Raw genomic sequence first — 22,122 nt, 5'->3', positions numbered from 1 at the left:
ATGATAAGTAAAATGAATGTATTTAATATTTATCATTAAAAAAATTAATCATTGGAGTAAAGTATGTTAGAAGAACTAAAAACGTTTATTGCAGTTGTTGAATATAAAAATTTTACTAAAGCAAGCGAAAAAGTTAATTTATCTCAGCCTAGCGTGAGTGTACATGTTAAGAACTTAGAAAAACATTTTAATACGCAACTTATTGTGCGCTCTGTTAGGCAAAAAAATATCACGATAACAGAAAAAGGTTATTTACTTTATAGAAGAGCAAAAGAAATGATTGCACTTTTAGAAACGACAGAGTTAGAAATGCAGCATTTATCAAGTACGGTTAAAGGGCATTTAAGAATAGGTGCCACTTATACAATCGGAGAATGTATCTTACCTTACTTTTTGAAAAGCTTTTGTGAGAAGTATCCTGATATTGAAATAGAAGTGTTGATCAATAATACAGCCACAATCAGACAAAAGGTTCAAGAGCTTCAGTTAGATATAGGCCTAATTGAAGGCTTAGGCTATACCGGTGACTTTGAACAGGTTTATTTTTTAGAGGATGAATTGGTTATTGTGACCAATAAAGAGGAACAGATAGGAAGAGAACCTTTTTCTATAGAAAGTTTGCAGAATCAAAGATGGGTAACAAGAGAGGAAGGGTCTGGGCTTAGAGAATATCTTGATATGTTCTTGGCCCATAATCAAATCGTTCCAAAGGCAAAATTAATCCTAGGCAGTAATTATGCCATAAAGGAAGCTGTAAAAAATGGACTAGGTATTGCTATGGTATCAGTTTACATTGCAAAAGAGGCAAATTTGATGGATGAAATCCATATTATCAAGTTAGATGAACCTTATAAAAGAAACTTTTCTTATATATTGCCTAATGGTTTGGCACCCTCAAATGTTACGAAGGTATTTAGAGAAGCATTGGATGATTTTGCACTTTACGTAAAATAGTTTTTCTTATAAGATAGTAAGTAAAAGTCAACATCAGATAGAAATGAACATGACCCACAAGGAGGTACATCATGGCGTTAAATATTATACAAGATCAAACTCTTACTTTTGAGCAAAAAGTAGTAAACCTTGCACGTTACGCAGAAAATACATTAAATGTTTTAAATATCAGTGATGAAATACAAGTATTACGTGAAGCAGGTATTATTTGCGATTTATTTGAAGGAAATGCACCTTATAGACCACGTTACATTTTGCCAGATTATGAGAAACTTATGAAAAAAGGCTGTAGCTTTTTAGAGTTAGCACCACCGACAAACATTTGGGAGGCAACACACACACTCCTTATTTTCTATAAGCACGTCCCATCTATTACAACAATGCCAGTTTATATTGGCAATATTGATACCCTTTTGGAACCTTTTATTGAGAATGAAGAAGAAGCACGTCTAGCAATTAAACTCTTTTTAACCCATATTGATCGTACAATTACAGATTCGTTTTGTCATGCAAACATTGGACCAAAGAGTACACGTGCTGGGCGTATTATTCTTGAGTTAGAACAAGAACTCCAAAATGCAACACCAAATATTACACTTAAATATGATGATACGACATCTCGTGAATTTGCTGAACTTGCGATTGTGACTGCACTTAAAACTGCAAAACCAAGTTTTGCAAATGATAAGATGTTTAAAACAGAGTTAGGTGAATATGGTATTGCCAGTTGTTATAATGGGCTTCCTGTTGCAGGGGGTGCACATACACTTGTACGTATGAATTTAGCTAAATTGGCAATGACAGTAACAGATACAGAAGAGTTTTTTGAAACAGCGTTGCCACGTGCAATGGAATGTATGGCAAATTACATCGAGGAACGTATTCGCTTTATAATAGAAGAAAGTACATTTTTTGAAACTAACTTTTTAGTTAAAGAAGGATTTATTCGCAAGGACAACTTTACTTCTATGTTTGGACTTGTAGGACTTGCAGAATGTGTAAATAACTTATTAAGTATAGAAGGACATGATGATAGATTTGGTCATAGCCAAGTAGCTAATGATTTAGGCGAACATATTATAGAAATCATGCATACCTTTATAATGGAGCATGTCAGTCCACATTGTGGTGCAACTAAAGAGCGTTTATTACTTCATGCTCAAGTTGGAATAGGCGATGATATAAATGTTAGTCCAGGCTGTCGTATCCCAATTGGAGAAGAACCAGAACTTTTACAACACCTTGTACAATCAGCTAGATTCCATAAATACTTCCCATCAGGTATAGGTGATATATTCCCGTTTGAGGTTACGGCTTTTAATAATCCAGCATATGTCCTTAGAATTATTGAAGGTGCATTTAAAGAAGGTATGCGCTATTTTTCACTTTATAGTACAGAGAGCGATGTGATTCGTATTACAGGATACTTAGTTAAAAAAAGTGAAATTGAAAAACTTGACCAAGGTATTGCAACGTTACAAAATACAGTTGTATTAGGGCAAGGACAAGTGAGAAATGGTAGAGTATTAGAAAGAAAGGTGCAAAAATGACAGAGGGTTTTATAAATAAAATTATTCCATTTAGTGCAGTAGATGGACCGGGCAATAGAATGACGATTTTTTTGCAAGGTTGTAATTTTAATTGTATTTATTGCCATAATCCAGAAACAATCAAAAAATGTAAACACTGTGGTGAGTGTGTATCACTTTGTCCAGAAGGTGCGTTGAAAAAAGAAAATGGAACAGTTCAGTGGGATAAGGAAAGTTGCGTAGAATGTGGCGTTTGTACGGGAAATTGTGGTAATAGCAGTAGTCCAAAAGTTATGCAACTTACAGCAGAACAAATAGTAGACGGGATTAGGCCCTATAAGCATTTTATTGATGGTATTACTGTATCAGGGGGAGAGTGTACGTTACAAAAAGGTTTTTTAGGTGAACTCTTTGAGTTGGCAGTACAAGAAGGATTAAGTTGCATGATAGATAGCAATGGATCATGTGACTTTGAAGAACAAGAAGAACTTCTTAAATGGTGCGAAGGCGTTATGTTAGATGTGAAAGTATACGATGAAAAGACACATCTTAAATATATTGGAACCACTAATAAAATGGTGCTTAAAAACTTAGAGTTTTTAGCAAAATCAGGGAAGCTTTATGAAGTACGTACAGTTATTGTGCCAGAACTCTTTGATAATGAGCAAACAGTAAGAGAAGTAGCCAAAATATTGAAACAATCGGAGACAATAATTCGCTACAAACTGATTGCTTTTAGACCAGTAGGTGTTAAGCATCATGAGGCACTTATGATGACACCTACACAAACTTATATGGAAAGTCTTAGAGAACTCGCTTTAGAAGAAGGGGCAAGAGAGGTTATTTTAGTAGGGCATTGACGTATGGTGAAATTCCTTTATAATTAAAAGAAGTAAAGAAAAGGAGATTAGCCTGTGAATATTAAAAAAATCAATTGGAAAAAGGCCTTTAATTATTTTGTTATGCTTTCACTTATCTTTTCTATTGTATTTATTGTGATTGCAATGACATTGGCACCAACTGAGCTGGATCCGACTAGACCTTTTGAAAGACTTAAGAGTGAATATGTCCTTATGCTTCTACAGTGTATAGTGGGTGTATTTGCTATGTTATTACCTGGTATGCTTAAAAAGAAAATTAACTTAGAGATTCCTTCAAGTATGATGCTTCTTTATACACTCTTTTTATACTGTGCAATTTACTTAGGAGAAGTACGTAGTTTTTATTATAATGTGCCTCACTGGGATAGTATTTTGCATACTTTTAGTGGTGCAATGCTTGGAGCGCTAGGATTTTCTTTTATTAACTTTTTAAATAAGACAGAAAGAGTTCCTATGAATTTAAGTCCATTATTTGTAGCAGTATTTGCATTTTGCTTTGCAATAACAATGGGCGTTATATGGGAATTCTATGAATTTTTTGCTGATGGTCTTTTACATACCAATATGCAAAAATTTGCATTTGAAAATGGTGAGAACTTAATAGGAAGAATGGCTTTGATGGATACAATGAAAGACTTAATCGTTGATGCTATTGGCGCAGTAGTTATGTCCATTGTAGGGTATATATCAATAAAGTATAAAAAAGGATGGGTAGAGAAACTTCTACTTGTTATTCGTAAACCACATTAAAAAGATCAGCTAGTTTGAGGACTAGCTGATCTTTTGCTTTTTTGAATACAATCATCTGATGAAAAGGAGATAGATGAAGGGTATAAAAATAAGAAGACCTAAGAAGTTATATAGCGTAAACTGAAATAAGTATGTATTACTTTGTTCAGGAAGGTCTTTGGTAAAGAGTTTATATGAGATAACACTAGCTAAAGAAGCAATAAGTGTACCCATACCACCTATATTCACACCTAATAGCAACGCATCAGGAAATGTAGTAAACGGTGCAAGTAACATAGTAGCAGGAACATTGCTTATAACTTGACTAGCAGCTAGTGAAGCAAAGTAAGTACTAGATGATGTAGACAAAAGCTGTTCCATAAAAGTTTTTACAGTAGGTAAGTTGGAAAGATTTCCAACAAAAATAAAGAAACCTACAAAAGTTAGAAGTAAGCTATAATCTATTTGAGTAAAAAGCTTATGGTCTAATAGGAGTACGCTAAGTAATACTACAATAAATGCAAAACGATAATCAAGTAAACGAAAAACTGAAAGTAGAATGATGACAAAGAGTAGCATATAAATTATAATATGTAGTCGATTCCCTAATTGGGGAAGAAGTAGTTCCACTTGAAATTTTGTATTTTTTTCTTTATATATAAGTAGTATTAAAAATAAGGCAGAGACTATAAATACAGGAAGCATACATCTGATAAAATCACCAAAGGAAAGATTATAGTAAGAATAGAGAAAAAGATTTTGAGGGTTTCCCATAGGTGTTAAAGCGCTTCCTGGGTTGGCAGCTAAAGTTTGAAAAACAATAGTTTTGAGTACATTTACTTCTGCTTTTTTTGCAATGACTAAGGTTAGAGGGACAAAGGTGATAAGGGCAACATCATTGGTGATAAACATTGAAGCAAAAAAAGTGATGAAAATAAGTACATAAGAAACCTTTTTTAAGTCTCCACATCTTTTTAAGAGTAGGATGGCTATTGTATCGAGTACATTGAGTTGCTTAAAAGCTGCTACAACAATCATTAAGTTAAAAAGTAAAATAAGCACTTTAAAGTCGATATATGCAAGCTTAGGTAGAGAAAATAAAGAAGTAATAATTGCTAAAGATAAAGCAATGACTAGAACAACTTCTTTCTTAATAAAGTCAATAAAAGACGCAAACATAGAAAACTCCTTTGAAATATAATTTTATTTTTATATCATATAAGATTCATACTAAATAAGCAAATAGTATATAGGTAAAATACCATGCTATTTCCAGGGAAATAATATAAAGAGGAGTTGCGAAATGGACAGCCTCCTTATACAATAGAGATAGTGAAAATTGAGGGGGAATTAAACATGGTTAAGAAACTGATGGGCTATAAGTTTACAATAGGTGCTATTATTCTCATTTTAATAGCCATTTGGATGCCAGGGAGTAGTGTGCCACAAGTAGGTATACCTAATATTGATAAACTTGTACATTTTGGAATGTTTTTTGTCTTAACAGGTGTGTATTACTTAGAGTATTTAATAAGAAATCGCAAACTTCCTATTTGGTATTATGTAGTGGCATGTATCTTCGTATTTGCAGGTTCAACAGAGGTGATGCAGCTCTTCGCAGCAGAACGTTCCATGGACTTACTTGATTTAAGCGCAGATACGATAGGGATTTTTGTGGCAAGTTTATTGTGGGTAGTGGCTGTTAAGATTAGGATGAAAAAAACACAAAATTAGATTGGAGTGAATAAGAAAAGAACCTAGCATGGTGTGTCATACCATACTAGGTTCTTTTTTAGTTGAATTGTTTTAAAAGTGTATTTACATCAATATTGTGAACTGCACAGGCTTCTTCTAGTGTTTCCATTTGTGAAGATGGGCATCCAAGACAATGCATACCTGCTTGCAATAATACTTTTGCATAGTCAGGATTTAATTTAAGGATATCTCCAATAACCATATCTTTGTGTACTTCATTAGATGGACTAGAAGTAGCGTCATTAAAGAAAAGCTCCATATCTTCTTCTACTGTTTGAATCCCTTGTATACCAAAGTTTTCAATAAGTACATTTGCTACATTTGGAGAAAGGAATGCAGGAAGTGTTGGCCCTAAGTGAATTTCTTTAACACCTAAGTAAAGAAGAGAAAGTAGAACAATAACTGCTTTTTGTTCATACCAAGCAATGTTATAGATGATAGGTAATTCATTAATATCTGCTAAGTCAAATACTTCTTTTAATTTAAGTGCAATAAGCGCTAAAGAGTAAGAGTCATTACATTGTCCTGCATCTAGAACTCTAGGAATACCATTAATATCACCTAAGTTGAGTTTGTTGTATTTGTATTTAGCACATCCAGCAGTTAAGATAACAGTATCTTGTGGTAAGTTTAATGCAAAGTCAGTGTAGTAATTTCTAGATTTGGCACGACCATCGCAACCAGCCATCACAACAAACTTTTTGATTGCTCCAGATTTAACTGCTTCGACAACAGTATTCGCTAAAGCAAATACTTGGGCATGAGCAAATCCACCTACAATTTCTCCTGTTTCGATTTCGGTTGGAGGAAGACATTGTTTTGCATGTTCAATGATAGAGGAGAAATCTTTTTGATTACCAGTATCACCTTCGATATGTTTACATCCTACATAGCCTGCTGCACCTGTAGTGTAAAGACGATCTTTATAGGAAGCTTTTGGTGGAACAATACAGTTAGTCGTCATTAAAATTGGTCCATTAAAGCTTTCAAATTCTTCTTTTTGTTTCCACCATGCATTTCCATAGTTACCTACTAAGTGAGAATATTTTTTGAGTTGTGGATAGTAGTGAGCTGGTAGCATTTCTGAGTGCGTATAAATATCGATGCCAGTACCTTCTGTTTGAATAAGAAGTTGCTCAAGATCGCTAAGGTCATGACCAGATACCAAAATACCAGGACGAGAACCAGCACCAATATTAACAGATGTGATTTCAGGATTGCCATATGAAGATGTATTTGCAGTATCTAATAATGCCATACCATCTACACCAACTTTGCCCGTTTCTAATGTTAAAGCAATAAGTTCATCAACAGATAAAGCATCATCTAATAATTTAGCTAAAGTAGATTGAAGAAATACATCTATAGATTCATCGGTATGACCTAAGGCATAAGCATGTTTTGAATAAGCGGATAAGCCTTTTAAACCATAGGTAATAAGTTCTCTTAGTGAACGGATATCTTCATCCTGGGTTGCTAGAACACCTACTTCTGATGCAGAAGCTTTTTGATTTAATGAAGCGTAAATGTCTTCTTTAGAAGTAAGATTCCATAAAGCTGCATCTGATAGATCTGTTTTAATATTAAGCTGTTGTAATAGCTCATTTCTTATAGCTAATGTCTCTTGGATACGTGAGAAGAAAATAGCATCATCAAAGTTGGCATTTGTAATAGTAGTGAATAAGTTTAAAGTAATAAAGTGATTAATAGATGGACTAATTTCTACACCTTCACTTCTTAATCGTGTAGTCACTTGGGAAAGTCCTTTTGTAACGTAAATTAATAAATCTTGTAAGTTAGCAAGTTCTGAGGTTTTACCGCAAACACCAACTTTAGTACATCCTGTGTTATGAGCTGTTTCTTGACATTGGTAACAAAACATTTCTTGATTTTTCATATATTCAATCACTCCTTGTGTAAGTTGCATAATTTTTATGTTTATAAGATAATATAAAAATAAAAAAAGTGGTGTTGCTACAGCAACATTTTGTAAATATGGAGGAAATAAAATGACAAAGGTAATAGAGGCTGTTCAAAAATCCATTTTATTTAATGAAATTGATACAATATATACAGAGTCTCTTTTAGGGTGTTTAAATCTTAAAACAAAGAAATATAATGAAGGTGAATTTATTATTAGACTTCATTCTGTGATAGAAGAGGTAAGTATTGTAGTAGAAGGCGAAGTTGAGATTATTAAAGAAAATAGAGCAGGAGATCGAATGATTGTAGGCGTACTTGGTACAGGGGAAATTTTTGGAGAAGGCATTGTATGTACAAAGAAACGTATGAGTCCTGTTTCTGTAAGAGCGAAAACAAATACAGAAGTTGCATTTATTCCATATGAAAAGATTCTTATGACATGTGGGGAAAGTTGTGGCTTTCATAAACAACTTATTCGGAATATGCTTTATGTACTAGGTGAAAAGAACTATCATCTTAATCAAAAGATTGATTATCTCATTTTAAAAGGAATGCGTGAAAAATTAGCTCTTTATTTATTAGAACAAAGTTATAAAGAAGGGCAAAGGGCGTTTAATATTCCTCTTAATCGTAATGATTTGGCAGAATATTTAAATGTATCTAGAAGTGCTATGTCACGAGAACTTTCTAGAATGAAAGATGAAGGACTTATCGATTTTTATAAAAATAGCTTTAAAATATGTAATGAAGTAGAACTTAAAAATTACTTAAAATAAAGAAAATATTTAAATAGAAGAAATAAAAAATAACATAGTTTATCTTTTGTATGGAGTAAAAAGATGCTATACTCATTATAATGAAATATAAAAGAGGTGTTACAGATGATAAAATGGCAAGATAGTTTTAAAGTTAAAGTGGATATCATTGATGAACAACATCAACGATTATTTGAAATTGCTGAAGCTGCCCATGAATTATTAATGCTTCCAAGTTATACTGATCGATTTGATGAGATTATGCAATTAGCAGAGGAACTAAAAGATTATACAAAATTCCATTTTGCTGAAGAAGAAAAATTGATGATGAAAATTAAATATAATAAGCTATTTTCTCATAAAGTTATGCATCAAGATTTTATTGAGAAGATGGATAGTATAGATATTTATACAGTAGATGAAAATCAAACCCAATGCCTCCTAGATTTAGTAGGATTTATTACAGAATGGATTACAGAACATATTTTGAAAACAGATAAGGTACTGGGGCAATGGTACACACAAGTATATAATGATGATATAGATAAAGGTGGTATTGCATAAGGATGCAATACCACCTTTTGTGGAATTAATGCGCTTTATAATGATAAGCAATACCAATGCTACCAGGTCCAACATGAAGGCCTATAACAGGACCAATAGATTGGATAGAAACAGATTTATCTAATTGTGTAGAAAGTGCATGGGCTAGAGCTTTCCCTTCTTCTTCACAATTAATATGATGTACAATAACATCTTCTAAGTTTGCTTTATCTCCAATCTCTTCTAGGAGAATTTCGATTAATTTGGCAACAGCTTTTTTCTTGGTACGTACTTTAGTGTAAACGTCTGTTTTTCCATCAGGATTAACCGTTAAAATAGGCTTGATTTGAAGGAAGTTTCCAAGAAGTGCAGCGGCACCACCAATACGCCCACCCTTTTGAAGGTAAGTTAACACTTCAGGAGTAAACACAAAACGGCTATGCTGGCGTACATATGCACAGCGCTCTAATACTTCTTCCATAGAAGCACCAGCTTGGGCAGCTTTTGCTGCTTCTACAGCAATAAATCCCATTTGCATACAGTTAGTAAGGGAATCAAAAAAGTGAATGTCAGCATCTGGATATTTCTCAAGTAGTAGGTCTCTCATAAGGTGGCTATTTGCATAAGTACCACTCATCTCTGAAGAGATAAAAATACCAAGAATGCTATGGCCTTGTTTAATGAGGGATTCAAATGTTTCCATCATTTCTTCTGGAATAGGTTGAGAAGATGTAGGAATCTCGCGAGATTCAGCCATTTTAGTATAAAATGTGTCATTTGAAAGGTCTATTTCACGCTGACTTACACCGTCCATAATAACATTGAGGGAAACGATAGATATATCGTAAAGTTTGCAAAGAGATTCAGGTAGATAACTTGTACTATCTGTTACAATTTTGATTGACATAATTTTAACTCCTTTTATATAAAATGAATCATCTATTAAAGTGTGTAAAAAACACATAAGTCTGACATGTTATAAAAAATCAATATGATAAGTATAACAACTGTCACTTGAAAATGAAAGCAATCTTTATTATTTCTTAATGGTTTTTTACTACAGTATAATTAGGGTATTATAATTATAATAAAAATGATTATAATAGTAATGAAGAAATAAGGAAAATATATTATAAAGAGGAAAGTATATGGAAAATATGGAGACAGTTGTACAATATATGCAAGATTATGGGATTATTTTCTTATTCATTATTGTATACTTAGAATATTTAAATTTGCCTGGGCTACCAGCAGGAATTATTATGCCTGCTGCAGGATTCTTAGTAGCAACAAGTAATATTAATTTTATTTATGCCTTAGTTATATCTGTCATTGCAGGTATGTTAGGAAGTTATAGTTTGTATGCATTAGGATATTATATAGGAAGTCCTGTTGTAGATAAGGTGTACAATAAGTTTAAAAAATCTAGACCAGCTATTGATAAGAGTTTTGGGTACTTAGATAAGTATGGAAATAAAGGTGTATTTATTAGTCGTCTCATTCCTGTAGCAAGAACACTTATTTCATTAGTTGCAGGAACAGGGAAAATGAAAGTATGGAGTTTTACAATTTACTCTATAGGTGGTATTGCAATTTGGAATTGTGGCTTTATATTAGCAGGATATATAATGGGTATTGTTGTGCGATGATATAATAATTTAAGCTATAATATTGTTTATTTAAGATAAAAGTGATAGAATAATAGTGTGAATATTTGAATAAGCAGGTATGGCGGAAATGGCAGACGCGATAGATTCAGGTTCTATTGAGGGGTTTCTTCATGCAGGTTCAAGTCCTGTTACCTGCATATATAAAAAGCAATACACTAATAGTGTATTGCTTTTTATATATGCTTTTTGAAGAAATTTACGTTTAGGTAATAGATTAAGAAAGGCTCATAATTATTTTTTAGGAGTTAGAATTTATTGAAAAATTCTTGTGCAATAAGTGCATAAAACAAAGTGTTTAGAATATTGTGGCGAGAATGTGTAAACATATATACAAAGAGAGTAGAAAAATAAAATAGAAAAATGTCAAAAAATAGCTATCAGAAACACTAAATAAATGTAAAATAATTAGGCATACTATATAAATATCTACAAAATTAATAAATCCCGACATTCATACTTGAATATAGGGGCCTATATACAGTATGATGTAAGAGAAACAAAATAGATTAGACAGCTAGAGTAATGGAGTGAAAAACATGAGAAAAACAAAAATCATATGTACACTTGGTCCTTCAACTGATGACGAAAAAGTATTACGTGAGTTAATGCTTGCAGGTATGGACATCACACGTTTTAACTTTTCACATGGGGATTATGAAGGTCACAAACAAAAATTCGACACAGTTGTAAGACTTAGAGAACAACTAGGACTTCCTATCGCAACAATGTTAGATACAAAAGGTCCAGAAATCCGTGTTTGTAAATTTAAAGACTCAAAAATTATGCTTAAAAAAGGCGATACATTCACACTTACAACAAGAGATCTTGAAGGAACACAAGAGATCGTAAGCGTAACATACAAAAACTTACCAAACGATGTTCACGTAGGTTCAGCTATTCTTTTAGATGATGGTCTTATTGAATTAAATGTTATCGATATTAAAGATAATACAGACATTATCTGTAAAGTTATTAATGATGGTGCACTTTCAAATAATAAAGGGGTTAACTTACCAGAAGCTAGCCTTTCAATGCCATTCATTAGTAAAAAAGATAGAGAAGATATTATGTTCGGTGCTAAAACAGGCTTTGATTACATTGCAGCTTCTTTCACAAGAACAGCAGATGATATTTTAGAAATCCGTAAAATTCTTAAAGAATGTAATGCGAACGATATTAAAATCATTGCTAAAATCGAAAACCGTGAAGGTGTTAACAACATTGATGAAATCATTCGTGTAGTTGACGGTGTAATGGTTGCTCGTGGTGACATGGGTGTAGAAATTCCTCTTGAAGAAGTACCAGCTCTTCAAAAAATGATCATCAAAAAAGTTTACACAGCAGGTAAACAAGTTATTACTGCAACACAAATGCTTGACTCTATGATGAAAAATCCTAGACCAACACGTGCAGAAACTAATGACGTTGCAAATGCAATTTATGATGGGACAAGTGCAATCATGCTTTCAGGTGAAACAGCAGCAGGTCTTTACCCAGTAGAAGCCTTAAAAATCATGGTTCGTATTGCACTTCAAACAGAAAGAGATATCGATTATGTAAATCGTTTCAAAAATAGAAAAGATGATGAAGTACAAAATGTAACTCATGCGATCTCTCATTCAACATGTGCAGCTGCACATGATTTAGGAGCAAAAGCAATCGTTACTGTTACAAAATCAGGACGTACAGCTCGTATGATTTCTAAATACCGTCCAACATGTCCAATTATTGGATGTACAACATCTAAAGAAACTTACTACCAACTTGCTATGACATGGGGCGTTATTCCAGTACTCATGGATGAAAAAGATAACACAACTGATTTATTCGAAACAGCTATTGAAGCTGCAGAACAAACAGGTATTGTATCAAAAGGTGATTTAGTAGTACTTACAGGAGGTATGCCTCTTGGAGTATCTGGTACTACAAACATCATGAAAGTTGATGTAGTGGGAAAGATTTTAGTATCTGGAACTGGTCTTAACGAAAAGAGTGTAAGTGGTAATGTATGTATTTGTAACAGCATTGAAGATGTAAAAAACAACTTTAACGATGGTGACATCTTAGTTGTTCCACAAACTTCAAATGAACTTTTCCCACTTATTAAAAAAGCTGCTGGTATTATTACTGAGCAATCAGGTGTTAATTCACATGCAGCAATCGTTGGAATGGCTTTGGATATTCCTGTAATCGTAGGTGCAACAAATGCAACTACAATCTTAAAAAATGGAACAACAATTTGTATGGATAGTGCACGTGGTGTAGTATCTTACATGTCTTAATAAGTTTTAAAAAGGAACTCTTTTTGAGTTCCTTTTTTTATTTTGCTCTTAATTACACTTGAAATTATAAGACTGAAGGCAGATAATAGAACTGCAATATAATTAACTGTAGTGAAGGAGATTTTTATGGATGCACATATGTTTATTCAGCTAGCAGTGATTTTTGGAATTTATTTAGGAGGGGAAGGTATTGCGTCATTATTACCAATTTCCATACCAGGTAATATAATTGGGATGTTAGCCCTGTTTATTTTACTACTTCTAAAATGGATAAAGCTTAGGCAGATTCAAACGTTAGGTAAATTTTTATTAGGTAATATGGCATTTTTCTTTATACCGGCAGGTGTATCAATTATAGAGAGTATTGAAACAGTAAAAGGAGACTTACTACCCATATTAGCAATCTGTATTTTGACTACGTTTATAACGTTTACAGTAACAGCTTTTACAGCTAAAGGTATTACTAAACTACAAGAAAGAATGAGGAATAGATAGATGGAAGCAATGATGGCATCACCTTTTATGGGGATTGTATTATGTTTAGTAGCTTATCAGATTGGTCTTAAAGTACATAAAACAACAGGAGTAGCTGTACTCAACCCACTACTTATTGCTATAGGAATTGTAATCATAGTGATACAAACTTGTCATATACCTCTAGAAGCATTTAATAAAGGAGGAGACTTGATTAATTTATTCTTAGGACCTGCAACAGTAGCATTAGCTATTCCAATGTATGAGCATTTAGAAACATTAAAGACTAATATTTTGCCCATCCTTATTTCTACAGCTGTAGGCGCATTAACTTCTATTACAAGTGTTATTTTGTTATGTAAGCTTTTTGGAATAAGTGATACGATTACTGCATCACTTATTCCTAAGTCCGTTACAACACCTATTGCTATAGAAGTTGCAAGTAAGCAAGGAGGTATAGCGGGGATTACAATAGGGGCAGTTGTTATAACAGGTATATTAGGGGCAGTGGTAGCGCCTAGTATGATCAAGGTCCTTAAGTTAGAAAAGCATTCAGTGGCTGCTGGTTTGGCTATAGGGGCATCAAGTCATGCCATGGGAACAAGTAAGGCTATTCAAATCGGAGAGCTTGAAGGTGCTATGTCAGGACTTGCGATAGGAATGACAGGTATTTTTACAGTTCTATTTTCCTTATTTTTATAAGAAGGGCATTAAAAATTGAAAAAGGCTTATACTAGGAGATATTAGACAAAATGATATTATTGAGGAAATGGATATGGAAACATTACAACATGCTTTATCCGAAATTAATATTTTATCGATTAGTGTAAGGCTAGGAATGGCTCTACTTTTTGGTGGATTATTAGGACTAGAAAGAGTTAAAAAGAAAAGGCCGGCTGGTTTTAGAACCTATATGCTTGTATGTATGGGTGCAGCCTTAACAATGATTACTAATCAATATGTATTTGAAAAATGGGGTCTTAGTGGGGATCCTGTTAGAATGGGTGCACAAGTAATAAGTGGTATAGGATTCCTAGGAGCAGGTACAATTATTGTAACAGGAAGAAATCAAGTGAAGGGACTTACAACAGCAGCAGCCTTATGGGCATCAGCATGTGTAGGGCTTGCTATAGGAATAGGATTTTATAGTGGAGCTATTATTGCCTATATCTATATTTTCATAGCAATGACAGCCTTGCACAGTGTTACCCATAAGGTAGCTGCAAAATCTAAGGTTATTAACGTATATGTGGAATTTACGAATATGAGCAGTGTAAGTGATTTTTTTGATTTTGCTAAGGCAAATCACTTACAAGTGGCTGAAATAGATATTATCAAACCTAAGATTAAAACTGATACTCAAGTTATTACATTACTAACGATTAAAGCACCTGCCAAAATAGAACATGCAAAATTTTTGAGTTTGTTAAGTAGTGCCGAAGGTGTAAGGCATATAGAGGAACTTTAGATGATAAAAATATGGAGGAATAGAATGAAGAGAACTTTGGCTTCAGATATAGATGGAACATTATTAATTAATGGAGAAATTGCTACAACGACACTTGATGCTATAAAGCTTTTAAAGGAAGCGGGACATTCTTTTATTTTATGTACAGGAAGAGACTTTGCTAATACCAAACAGGTATTTGAACAATATGACTTAGATATAGATGGTCTTGTACTATGTAATGGAGCATTCATTTTAGATAGTCATTTAGAATCTTATTATGAAAAAAATATAAAACAAAGTATAGCTAAAGAGATTTATGATGCTTATGACCAGAAAGATGGCTTTTATATGGCTTATGTAGATGGATACAGTACGTATATGGATCGTTATCCGGATTTTATTGACCAGATGGCATTAGAAGTACAAAAAGTATCAAAAGAAGAAATGAATGAAAAAAGTGGTGAGATTAAGCTTATTTCATTAATTGCCCTTGGTGCGACAGTGGATGAAGTAGAAAAGATTAAGAATCAGTTAAATACTAGATATAGAAATGATATTATAGCTTATCGTAATCAAACTTTTATTGATATAGTGCCTAAGGGGTGTTCGAAAGCTTCAGGCATTGCTAAACTTATGGATAAACTTGAAAGCAGTGAAGAACATATTTATGTAATTGGTGATTCATGGAATGATCTAAGTATGTTTGAAAGTTATCCATCGTCTTTTACATTTAATCATGCAGAAGAAGATCTAAAATCCTATGTAAAATATACTGTTGATTCAGTAGAAGACTGTATTCGACATCTTTTAGAAAAAAACTAGAAAAAAATTTAATTTTTTTTCTAAAAAGCTATAAAGTGTTTTAAAAATAAGTCGATATATAAGATGTTAAGCACCACATGACCGATAAAGGCAAAATTACCGAAAGGTAATGACGCAAAACTACAGGGCCTTAATTCTACATTTAGTAGAGATGGTAGCCAGTTACCGAAGCAGATAACAGTTAGTTATAACAGGTGTTTTTTTTGTGCGAACAAAGCCCGTTTTAACCTAATCGGTTATGTAAATTTGCAAAGAAGGAGGATCGTACAAATTTACTCAAATTCTATTTTAAAGAGTCCTTATTACCCCCAACATATTTTAAAAGTATGCAAAAATATAGATGTACGAACTAAAGATTAGGATTTAAACGTCCCTCTCCCAATTTATGTTTAAAATCCTAATTCAGTAAATATCAAAATATATGAAATATCCTCTCCCAAAATAAAATATAGAAATATGTAGACGAAATATATAAATAAGATTAACGGAAAAGATAATATAGCAAATATCAAAAAGCTTTTTTAAAAATAAGCAAATATACAGATTTAAACGAAAAATATTAGAAAGACTCTTTAATAAATATAGAATATCTATAATATCTTATATAGATATAAATATCAAAAACGGGTAGAAAGTAAATAGAATAAATGAGAGAACAGGGTTGGGCACTAATGACGTAGTGTATCAACCCTGTTTACGTTTAGATTGGATATAGGTAAAAAGAAAAGGTACACATCAAAGATGATGTGTACCTTTTTGTAAAGCTGGAGATGAGGATCGAACTCACGACCTCATCATTACGAGTGATGTGCTCTACCTACTGAGCTACTCCAGCAAATGAAGATAAAGATATTATAACAGTTTAAGGTGTAGTAGTCAAATTTTACAATAATTATATTTAATGTAAAGAATATAATGCACTATATATAAAGTCCGCTGAAAATAATTATATAATGTGATATAATTAAAATATTACATAATTAAGGAGGAATAATTATGCTAGTTAAAAATATCATGATTCCTGTGGAAAAGCTTACTGTTGTAGATGTACAAACAACTATTGCTGACACAATTGCACTTATTGATACAAACCACCTTTTATCTTTGCCAGTAGTAACAGGTAAAAAATTTGTAGGTGTTATCTCTAAAAAATATATATTTGAAGAATACTTTAATGGTAGTGAAGAGAAAGAAATCTTTTTAAAGCGCCCTATAGTAGAACTTATGAAAACAAAAATTGCTGCAGTAAAAGAGAGAGATTTAGTTGAAGTACCAGGACAAGTACTTGCAGAACATAATCTACAATTTGTTCCTGTTGAAAATGAGAAAGGTGAGTTTATAGGAATTGTTACCCATAAAGCTATTTTCAAGACCTTTAATAAAATATTAGGTGTAGGGCATACAAGAATTGAAGTCACTACAAGAGATGTAAAGGGAAGACTAGCAACTCTTACTGAAATCATTACAAAGCAAGGGGTTAATATTATAAGTATTGCAGAAATTGATATTGAAGTGATGAATTTAAGAGAGATTATACTACGTGTAGATGTTAAAAATGTTAAGGCACTTATTCAAGCACTTAATGAAGGTGGGTTTACCGTAAGAAGAGTAGACGAATGTAATGAATAAAAGGAAGTTAAATTTTAAAAATTCAGAAATAGGAATGATAAATTGCAATTTGAGTTATGATGACTTGCAAAATTAATAGACATAAGATGAAAAAACAAATCTTTACCAAAAAGAAGTATCCTTAATAGGCTACTTCTTTTTTTATGTTTATAGAAGAAAATACATAATTATATTAAAGATAAACTCTATGAAAGCTTGAATTATAAAGGACTTTAGTGGGATAAAGTGAATAAAGAATGAGAAAAATGAAAGATTAAAAGAGAGAAAAAAATGATCTAAAATAGATGTGTGTAAAATATGCTTTAAATAAGAAAATGCACAAAAGGGGTTTACAACTTGCAAAACAGATGCTATTATGGTTACATAAATAAGTTAACATAAGGTTAACGACAAACGAAAAATAGACAGCTTAGTAAACAGGAGGGATTAGAGATGAAGGCAGAAAAGAAAACACGTACATCTTTCATAGAAAAGATAGGTAAGAAAATTCCTGATCCAGTTATTATCTTTATTGGGCTTTATGTAGTAGTAATGCTTTTAACACTTGTATTAGGTGGTAAAACATTCGAAACTATGGGAGCTGATGGGGGTACTGTTGTAAATGAGATTAAGAACATGTTTACATCAGAAAATATTAGATGGATCTTTGACAATGCTCTACTTAAAAACTGGTTAGGTTATGGTGGAGGGGTACTTGGTACAATCCTTATCATTATGCTTGGTGTAGGGATTGCAGAAGAATCAGGTCTTCTTACAGCACTTATTAAAAAAGTAGGACTTAAAGTATCAGATAAATATTTACCATTTGTATTAGTATTTTTAGGGATTATGAGTAGTATTGCTTCAGATGCAGGTTACATTATCCTTATTCCACTTGCAGGTCTTTTATATGCAGGTCTTAAGAAAAACCCACTTATCGGTATGGCAGCAGCATTTGCTGGGGTTTCAGCTGGATTTAGTGCTAACCTTATTCCAGCAACATCAATTGACGTTATCATTGGTAAAAATGCTCAGCTCTTTGCAGAGAGCCAAGGGGTGCCATTTGTAAATGCAGCAGGGCAAGCATTAAATGCACCAACAATGCATTACTTCTTTGTAGTAGCTTCAACATTTGTTCTTTCAATTGTAGGGGCATTTGTAACTATCAAATTTATTAAACCTAAACTTGAAAAACAAGATTATGTTGTTCCAGAAGATATTGATTTAAGTGACTTCACTGTTAAACCAGAAGAAAATAAAGGTTTAAAATGGGCAGGTCTTGGTTTATTAGTAGCAGGTGCTATTGTAGCAATGTTAGGGTTTGGTCCTTTAGCTACATACATTAATGAAGAAGGTGCAAAAGTAACACCATTTTTAGATAACATTATTTTAATGATTACATTTATGTTCTTTGTACCAGGTGTATTCTTTGGTATCAAAGTAGGTATGTTTAAGTCAGCTCAAGATATTATCAAAGCAATGGCAAAACAAATGGGTAACATGGGTTATGTACTTGTTTTAACATTCTTCTCATATAACTTCTTAGCGCTTTTAAGTAACTCTAATCTGGGAACATATATTACATTCCTTGGAGCAAAAGGTCTTCAATCAATGGGACTTGATAACTCACCAGTTTTACTTATTATTGGATTTATCCTTGTAACAGCACTTATCAACCTCTTTGTAGGTGGTTTAACATCAAAATGGATGCTTCTTGGTCCAATCTTCGTACCAATGTTATTCCAAGTACATTCAGGAATGACACCAGATGTTGTAGCAGCGGCATTCCGTGTAGCTGACTCATCTACAAACATTATTACACCACTTATGTCTTATGCAGGTGTTGTACTCGTATTCATGAAAAAATACAAACCAGAATACACAATTGGAGATATGATTGCACTTATGTTACCATACTCAATTGCATTCTTAATTGTATGGTCAACATTACTAATTGGATTCTTCACTTTTGGTATTCCATTAGGATTCTAATAAAAGATATAAAAATAGAGGCGCTAACACATGAGGGTGTAGCGCCTCTATTTTTATAAGTGTCCTTAATTTGGGATGATTAAAATATTTTAGGGAAAAGGCACATAATATGTAAAATAAGAATAGGATATTAGTGGTAATATGTTTTATGTCTAGCTAGGAGGTTACTGATAATGAATACTCAAGTACAGACAGCAATTGTGGCATGGACACTACTTTCTATTCTTAATCAATCAGAGGAGCAAACTGGACTCTTCAGGCATACAGGAGATAAAATTGAAGAAGTGAAATATCAACTTCTACCTGGATATAATCAGGCGACAGTAGGACAGAATATGAAAATTGAACTAGACGAGCAGGTAGATGGAAGATTTAAATGGCAATTGAATATACCTCAAGGTATGAAGATAACCGAAGAGGTAGTTAATGATCATAATAAACATGTATGGCTTATTCAAGCTACTCGTGCAGGTAGATATAAGATTATGGCAGACTATGTTGATAAAAAACGTATGTCTCGCATAAGGAAACGTATCCTTTTTGAGGTAGAAGTCTTACCTTGTGCTTGTGGCTCTTATCCAGATAAAAAACAAAACACCACAAAGTAATTACTTTGTGGTGTTTATTGTAGTAGAGAGATAGCTTCGATCAACGGTAATTACACAGTGGAAGCTCTCATCATAGTTTTTAACAGCTTGATTGACTAAATAAGCAAGTTCTTTATCAGATGAAACAAAGTTATGAGGAACTGCTATATCAAAGATAAGATTAGTATGTGTCACACCTTGGACAGCTCTAAAATCATGAATAGATAGTAGAGGATCAATCTCGTGAATACAATTAATGACTAATGAATGAAGTGTATTTGTAAGTTCATCGTCTTGAATGATTGGATCTAAGTGAATAACTAAATGAATACCAAGTTCAAGTGCAAAGTCGCGTTCAATGGTATCGATGAGATCATGGCTTACAAGAATGTTTTCTGTAGCAGAAACTTCTGCATGAACAGAAGCAAAACAACGATTTGGACCATAGTTATGAACCATAAGATCGTGAATGCCAAGTACACCTTCATAGCTTAAAAGCTTGTTTTGAATTTCATCTACAAGTTCTAAAGTAGGTGCTTCTCCTAAGAGAGGGCTTACTGTTTCACGAATGACATTGATACCGGAATAAATGATGAAACCTGCCACAACAACGCCGATATAGCCATCTAGATTCCATGAGGTAAAGAAGTAAATAATTACAGAAATTAAGACACCACTTGTGGCAATAACATCGTTGAGACTATCGGTAGCAGTAGCTTTTAATGTAGATGAATTAATTCGATTACCAAGGTGGCGGTTAAAAAAACTCATCCATAGCTTCATTAATATAGAAAGAATAAGAACAATAATCGTTACAAGAGATACACTCATAGGTTCTGGTGTGAAGATTTTGTTGATTGAAGATAAACCAAGTTGAATACCTAAAAAGATAATAATAAAGGAGACAACAAGTCCAGCTATATATTCCACTCTTGCATGTCCAAAAGGGTGGTCTTCGTCAGCTGGTTTGGCAGAAATTTTGAAACCTACAAGGGTTACAATGGATGAAGCTGCATCTGATAAGTTGTTAACCGCATCAGCCATAATGGAAACACTGGCAGAAATAAGCCCGATAAGCAATTTGCTTAAAAAGAGGACAAGGTTACAGCAGATACCAACCCAGCTCCCTAATAGACCATATCTTTCGCGTACAAAGGGATTTTTAATATCTTCAGGATTTTTTACAAATAATCGTATAAGAAAAGTTGTCATATAGGCCTCCCACATATATAATGGTAACAGTTTAACATGTATCATTATTGTATGCAAATACCAGTCATTATATGGATGAAATCTGTTATAATGAAGTAAGACAACATTTGAGGAGGCATTATGCAAGCAAAAACATTATGGATTTCAGATTTAGATGGAACACTTTTAAATAGAGACAAACAAATAACTTCTTATACAAAAGAAGTCATTAATAAAGCAGTAGAAGAAGGATTACAATTTAGCGTTGCAACAGCACGTACACCTGCTACAGTTGTCACATTATTAGAAGGTCTTAGTCTTAGTGCACCAGTGGTAGTTATGAATGGTGCGGCTATATATAATATAAATAAAGGAACCTACGAAGAAGTCAACTACTTAGGTACAGAAATGGCTAATGTGATTGAAAATGTATTAAAAGAAAATCAGCAATCAGCATTTGTATATTGTATAGAAGATAATCAGCTTATTGCTTACCATGGAGACTTCAATCATCCAGTTGAACAAAGGTTCTATGATGAGAGACAAAATAAGCCACAAAAAATATTTAAGCATGAAACAGTTGCACATAAGGAAAAAGTGTTATACTTTGTTATGATGGGTGATCAAGAAAAAATTCATACAATCTATGAAGCACTAAAAGACTATGATGGACTCAGTCAGGTATATTATGAAGATATCTATGAAAAAGGTGTTTACTATCTAGAGGTCTATAGCCATCTTGTTTCAAAAGCCAATGCAATTAAAACGCTCAAACGTGATTATGGATATGAAGAAATTGTTTGCTTCGGTGATAATTATAATGATATTGAGATGTTTGAACTTGCAGACTATGGTTATGCAGTAGAAAATGCAGTTGAGAAGATAAAAGAGCTAAGCACAGCTATTATCGGCCATCATAATGAATCAGGTGTTGCTAGATTTATTGAAGGAAATTGGCAAAAATATTAAAGTAATGC

General features: G+C 33.0%; 21 protein-coding genes, 2 tRNA genes and 1 riboswitch. Of the genes, 18 read left to right on the top strand and 5 right to left on the bottom strand.

Annotated elements, in window-relative coordinates; all coding sequences use genetic code 11:
- The first annotated feature begins 63 nt into the window (after nt 1–63).
- The 4 genes from BN2390_RS10565 (at nt 64) to BN2390_RS10550 (ending at nt 4,114) form a co-directional block, all read left to right on the top strand.
- Nucleotides 64–954, top strand: a complete 891-nt coding sequence (locus BN2390_RS10565) for a LysR family transcriptional regulator (protein WP_053984320.1) — start codon at nt 64–66, stop codon at nt 952–954.
- Between the two features lie 71 nt (nt 955–1,025).
- A complete protein-coding gene (locus BN2390_RS10560; protein WP_053984319.1) occupies nt 1,026–2,504 on the top strand; it encodes a YjjI family glycine radical enzyme in 1,479 nt (492 codons plus the stop codon).
- The gene (locus tag BN2390_RS10555) at nt 2,501–3,343 is read left to right on the top strand and encodes a YjjW family glycine radical enzyme activase (protein ID WP_053984318.1); all 843 of its coding nucleotides are present in this window, start codon (nt 2,501–2,503) and stop codon (nt 3,341–3,343) included. Before BN2390_RS10560 ends, BN2390_RS10555 begins: the two co-directional genes overlap by 4 nt.
- 54 nt (nt 3,344–3,397) lie before the next feature.
- A complete protein-coding gene (locus tag BN2390_RS10550) occupies nt 3,398–4,114 on the top strand; it encodes a DUF2238 domain-containing protein (RefSeq protein ID WP_154668819.1) in 717 nt (238 codons plus the stop codon).
- A 51-nt stretch (nt 4,115–4,165) separates the two neighbouring features.
- Here BN2390_RS10550 and BN2390_RS10545 read toward each other — a convergent pair whose 3' ends face one another.
- Nucleotides 4,166–5,272 carry an SLC13 family permease gene (locus BN2390_RS10545; RefSeq protein ID WP_053984317.1) on the bottom strand — a complete coding sequence of 369 codons (1,107 nt, stop codon included), beginning with the start codon at nt 5,270–5,272 and terminating at the stop codon, nt 4,166–4,168.
- Nucleotides 5,273–5,449: 177 nt separating this feature from the next.
- Between BN2390_RS10545 and BN2390_RS10540 the strand changes: the two genes are divergently transcribed.
- On the top strand, nt 5,450–5,827 hold the full coding sequence (locus tag BN2390_RS10540; protein ID WP_053984316.1) for a VanZ family protein: 378 nt from the start codon (nt 5,450–5,452) through the stop codon (nt 5,825–5,827).
- A 58-nt stretch (nt 5,828–5,885) separates the two neighbouring features.
- On the opposite strand, the gene hcp is transcribed toward BN2390_RS10540, so the two are convergent.
- The gene (gene hcp / locus BN2390_RS10535; protein WP_053984315.1) at nt 5,886–7,745 is read right to left on the bottom strand and encodes a hydroxylamine reductase; all 1,860 of its coding nucleotides are present in this window, start codon (nt 7,743–7,745) and stop codon (nt 5,886–5,888) included.
- Between the two features lie 112 nt (nt 7,746–7,857).
- Here hcp and BN2390_RS10530 point away from each other — a divergent pair, with 112 nt between their 5' ends.
- Both BN2390_RS10530 and BN2390_RS10525 read left to right on the top strand, forming a co-directional pair.
- Nucleotides 7,858–8,547: a Crp/Fnr family transcriptional regulator gene (locus BN2390_RS10530; protein ID WP_053984314.1), complete on the top strand. Its 690-nt coding sequence runs from the start codon at nt 7,858–7,860 to the stop codon at nt 8,545–8,547.
- Nucleotides 8,548–8,652: 105 nt separating this feature from the next.
- Entirely contained in the window at nt 8,653–9,090 is a 438-nt protein-coding gene (locus BN2390_RS10525; protein WP_082238736.1) for a bacteriohemerythrin, read from the top strand.
- 25 nt (nt 9,091–9,115) lie between these two features.
- On the opposite strand, the gene BN2390_RS10520 is transcribed toward BN2390_RS10525, so the two are convergent.
- Nucleotides 9,116–9,976 carry a DegV family protein gene (locus BN2390_RS10520; RefSeq protein WP_053984313.1) on the bottom strand — a complete coding sequence of 287 codons (861 nt, stop codon included), beginning with the start codon at nt 9,974–9,976 and terminating at the stop codon, nt 9,116–9,118.
- Nucleotides 9,977–10,217: 241 nt separating this feature from the next.
- Between BN2390_RS10520 and BN2390_RS10515 the strand changes: the two genes are divergently transcribed.
- From BN2390_RS10515 to BN2390_RS10485, 7 genes are all read left to right on the top strand, one after another.
- Nucleotides 10,218–10,718: a DedA family protein gene (locus BN2390_RS10515; protein WP_053984312.1), complete on the top strand. Its 501-nt coding sequence runs from the start codon at nt 10,218–10,220 to the stop codon at nt 10,716–10,718.
- Between the two features lie 73 nt (nt 10,719–10,791).
- Nucleotides 10,792–10,876: transfer RNA gene (locus BN2390_RS10510), tRNA-Leu, on the top strand.
- A 399-nt stretch (nt 10,877–11,275) separates the two neighbouring features.
- Complete coding sequence (gene pyk, locus BN2390_RS10505; RefSeq protein WP_053984311.1) at nt 11,276–13,021, top strand: pyruvate kinase; 1,746 nt, start codon at nt 11,276–11,278, stop codon at nt 13,019–13,021.
- A 126-nt stretch (nt 13,022–13,147) separates the two neighbouring features.
- The gene (locus tag BN2390_RS10500; RefSeq protein ID WP_053984310.1) at nt 13,148–13,516 is read left to right on the top strand and encodes a CidA/LrgA family protein; all 369 of its coding nucleotides are present in this window, start codon (nt 13,148–13,150) and stop codon (nt 13,514–13,516) included.
- Nucleotides 13,517–14,197 (top strand): LrgB family protein, encoded by a 681-nt coding sequence (locus tag BN2390_RS10495; RefSeq protein WP_053984309.1) that lies wholly within the window; start codon nt 13,517–13,519, stop codon nt 14,195–14,197.
- Nucleotides 14,198–14,270: 73 nt separating this feature from the next.
- On the top strand, nt 14,271–14,963 hold the full coding sequence (locus tag BN2390_RS10490) for an MgtC/SapB family protein (RefSeq protein ID WP_242847661.1): 693 nt from the start codon (nt 14,271–14,273) through the stop codon (nt 14,961–14,963).
- 24 nt (nt 14,964–14,987) lie between these two features.
- A complete protein-coding gene (locus BN2390_RS10485; protein WP_053984307.1) occupies nt 14,988–15,767 on the top strand; it encodes an HAD family hydrolase in 780 nt (259 codons plus the stop codon).
- Between the two features lie 79 nt (nt 15,768–15,846).
- A riboswitch (cyclic di-GMP riboswitch) is annotated at nt 15,847–15,937 on the top strand.
- A gap of 592 nt (nt 15,938–16,529) precedes the next feature.
- On the opposite strand, the gene BN2390_RS10480 is transcribed toward BN2390_RS10485, so the two are convergent.
- Nucleotides 16,530–16,602 (bottom strand) — tRNA-Thr (locus BN2390_RS10480).
- 161 nt (nt 16,603–16,763) lie between these two features.
- Between BN2390_RS10480 and BN2390_RS10475 the strand changes: the two genes are divergently transcribed.
- From BN2390_RS10475 to BN2390_RS10465, 3 genes are all read left to right on the top strand, one after another.
- A complete protein-coding gene (locus tag BN2390_RS10475) occupies nt 16,764–17,396 on the top strand; it encodes a CBS domain-containing protein (protein WP_053984306.1) in 633 nt (210 codons plus the stop codon).
- 432 nt (nt 17,397–17,828) lie between these two features.
- A complete protein-coding gene (locus BN2390_RS10470; protein ID WP_053984305.1) occupies nt 17,829–19,367 on the top strand; it encodes an AbgT family transporter in 1,539 nt (512 codons plus the stop codon).
- A gap of 173 nt (nt 19,368–19,540) precedes the next feature.
- Complete coding sequence (locus BN2390_RS10465) at nt 19,541–19,975, top strand: protease inhibitor I42 family protein (protein WP_053984304.1); 435 nt, start codon at nt 19,541–19,543, stop codon at nt 19,973–19,975.
- On the opposite strand, the gene BN2390_RS10460 is transcribed toward BN2390_RS10465, so the two are convergent.
- Nucleotides 19,976–21,166: a cation diffusion facilitator family transporter gene (locus BN2390_RS10460; protein ID WP_053984303.1), complete on the bottom strand. Its 1,191-nt coding sequence runs from the start codon at nt 21,164–21,166 to the stop codon at nt 19,976–19,978. It abuts the gene before it with no gap.
- 120 nt (nt 21,167–21,286) lie between these two features.
- Between BN2390_RS10460 and BN2390_RS10455 the strand changes: the two genes are divergently transcribed.
- A complete protein-coding gene (locus tag BN2390_RS10455; protein ID WP_053984302.1) occupies nt 21,287–22,114 on the top strand; it encodes a Cof-type HAD-IIB family hydrolase in 828 nt (275 codons plus the stop codon).
- Nucleotides 22,115–22,122 lie beyond the last annotated feature (8 nt).

It is taken from the genome of Niameybacter massiliensis, from assembly GCF_001282685.1.
Taxonomy (GTDB): domain Bacteria; phylum Bacillota; class Clostridia; order Lachnospirales; family Cellulosilyticaceae; genus Holtiella; species Holtiella tumoricola.
This window is presented reverse-complemented; position numbering and strand designations above follow the sequence as displayed.

What these genes read in the sequence shown, in the direction of transcription:
- BN2390_RS10565 (WP_053984320.1), top strand. Translation starts at nt 64, where the DNA reads ATGTTAGAAGAACTAAAAACGTTTATTGCAGTTGTTGAATATAAAAAT.
- BN2390_RS10560 (WP_053984319.1), top strand. Translation starts at nt 1,026, where the DNA reads ATGGCGTTAAATATTATACAAGATCAAACTCTTACTTTTGAGCAAAAA.
- BN2390_RS10555 (WP_053984318.1), top strand. Translation starts at nt 2,501, where the DNA reads ATGACAGAGGGTTTTATAAATAAAATTATTCCATTTAGTGCAGTAGAT.
- BN2390_RS10545 (WP_053984317.1), bottom strand. Translation starts at nt 5,272, where the DNA reads ATGTTTGCGTCTTTTATTGACTTTATTAAGAAAGAAGTTGTTCTAGTC.
- BN2390_RS10540 (WP_053984316.1), top strand. Translation starts at nt 5,450, where the DNA reads ATGGTTAAGAAACTGATGGGCTATAAGTTTACAATAGGTGCTATTATT.
- hcp (WP_053984315.1), bottom strand. Translation starts at nt 7,745, where the DNA reads ATGAAAAATCAAGAAATGTTTTGTTACCAATGTCAAGAAACAGCTCAT.
- BN2390_RS10530 (WP_053984314.1), top strand. Translation starts at nt 7,858, where the DNA reads ATGACAAAGGTAATAGAGGCTGTTCAAAAATCCATTTTATTTAATGAA.
- BN2390_RS10525 (WP_082238736.1), top strand. Translation starts at nt 8,653, where the DNA reads ATGATAAAATGGCAAGATAGTTTTAAAGTTAAAGTGGATATCATTGAT.
- BN2390_RS10520 (WP_053984313.1), bottom strand. Translation starts at nt 9,976, where the DNA reads ATGTCAATCAAAATTGTAACAGATAGTACAAGTTATCTACCTGAATCT.
- BN2390_RS10515 (WP_053984312.1), top strand. Translation starts at nt 10,218, where the DNA reads ATGGAAAATATGGAGACAGTTGTACAATATATGCAAGATTATGGGATT.
- pyk (WP_053984311.1), top strand. Translation starts at nt 11,276, where the DNA reads ATGAGAAAAACAAAAATCATATGTACACTTGGTCCTTCAACTGATGAC.
- BN2390_RS10500 (WP_053984310.1), top strand. Translation starts at nt 13,148, where the DNA reads ATGGATGCACATATGTTTATTCAGCTAGCAGTGATTTTTGGAATTTAT.
- BN2390_RS10495 (WP_053984309.1), top strand. Translation starts at nt 13,517, where the DNA reads ATGGAAGCAATGATGGCATCACCTTTTATGGGGATTGTATTATGTTTA.
- BN2390_RS10490 (WP_242847661.1), top strand. Translation starts at nt 14,271, where the DNA reads ATGGAAACATTACAACATGCTTTATCCGAAATTAATATTTTATCGATT.
- BN2390_RS10485 (WP_053984307.1), top strand. Translation starts at nt 14,988, where the DNA reads ATGAAGAGAACTTTGGCTTCAGATATAGATGGAACATTATTAATTAAT.
- BN2390_RS10475 (WP_053984306.1), top strand. Translation starts at nt 16,764, where the DNA reads ATGCTAGTTAAAAATATCATGATTCCTGTGGAAAAGCTTACTGTTGTA.
- BN2390_RS10470 (WP_053984305.1), top strand. Translation starts at nt 17,829, where the DNA reads ATGAAGGCAGAAAAGAAAACACGTACATCTTTCATAGAAAAGATAGGT.
- BN2390_RS10465 (WP_053984304.1), top strand. Translation starts at nt 19,541, where the DNA reads ATGAATACTCAAGTACAGACAGCAATTGTGGCATGGACACTACTTTCT.
- BN2390_RS10460 (WP_053984303.1), bottom strand. Translation starts at nt 21,166, where the DNA reads ATGACAACTTTTCTTATACGATTATTTGTAAAAAATCCTGAAGATATT.
- BN2390_RS10455 (WP_053984302.1), top strand. Translation starts at nt 21,287, where the DNA reads ATGCAAGCAAAAACATTATGGATTTCAGATTTAGATGGAACACTTTTA.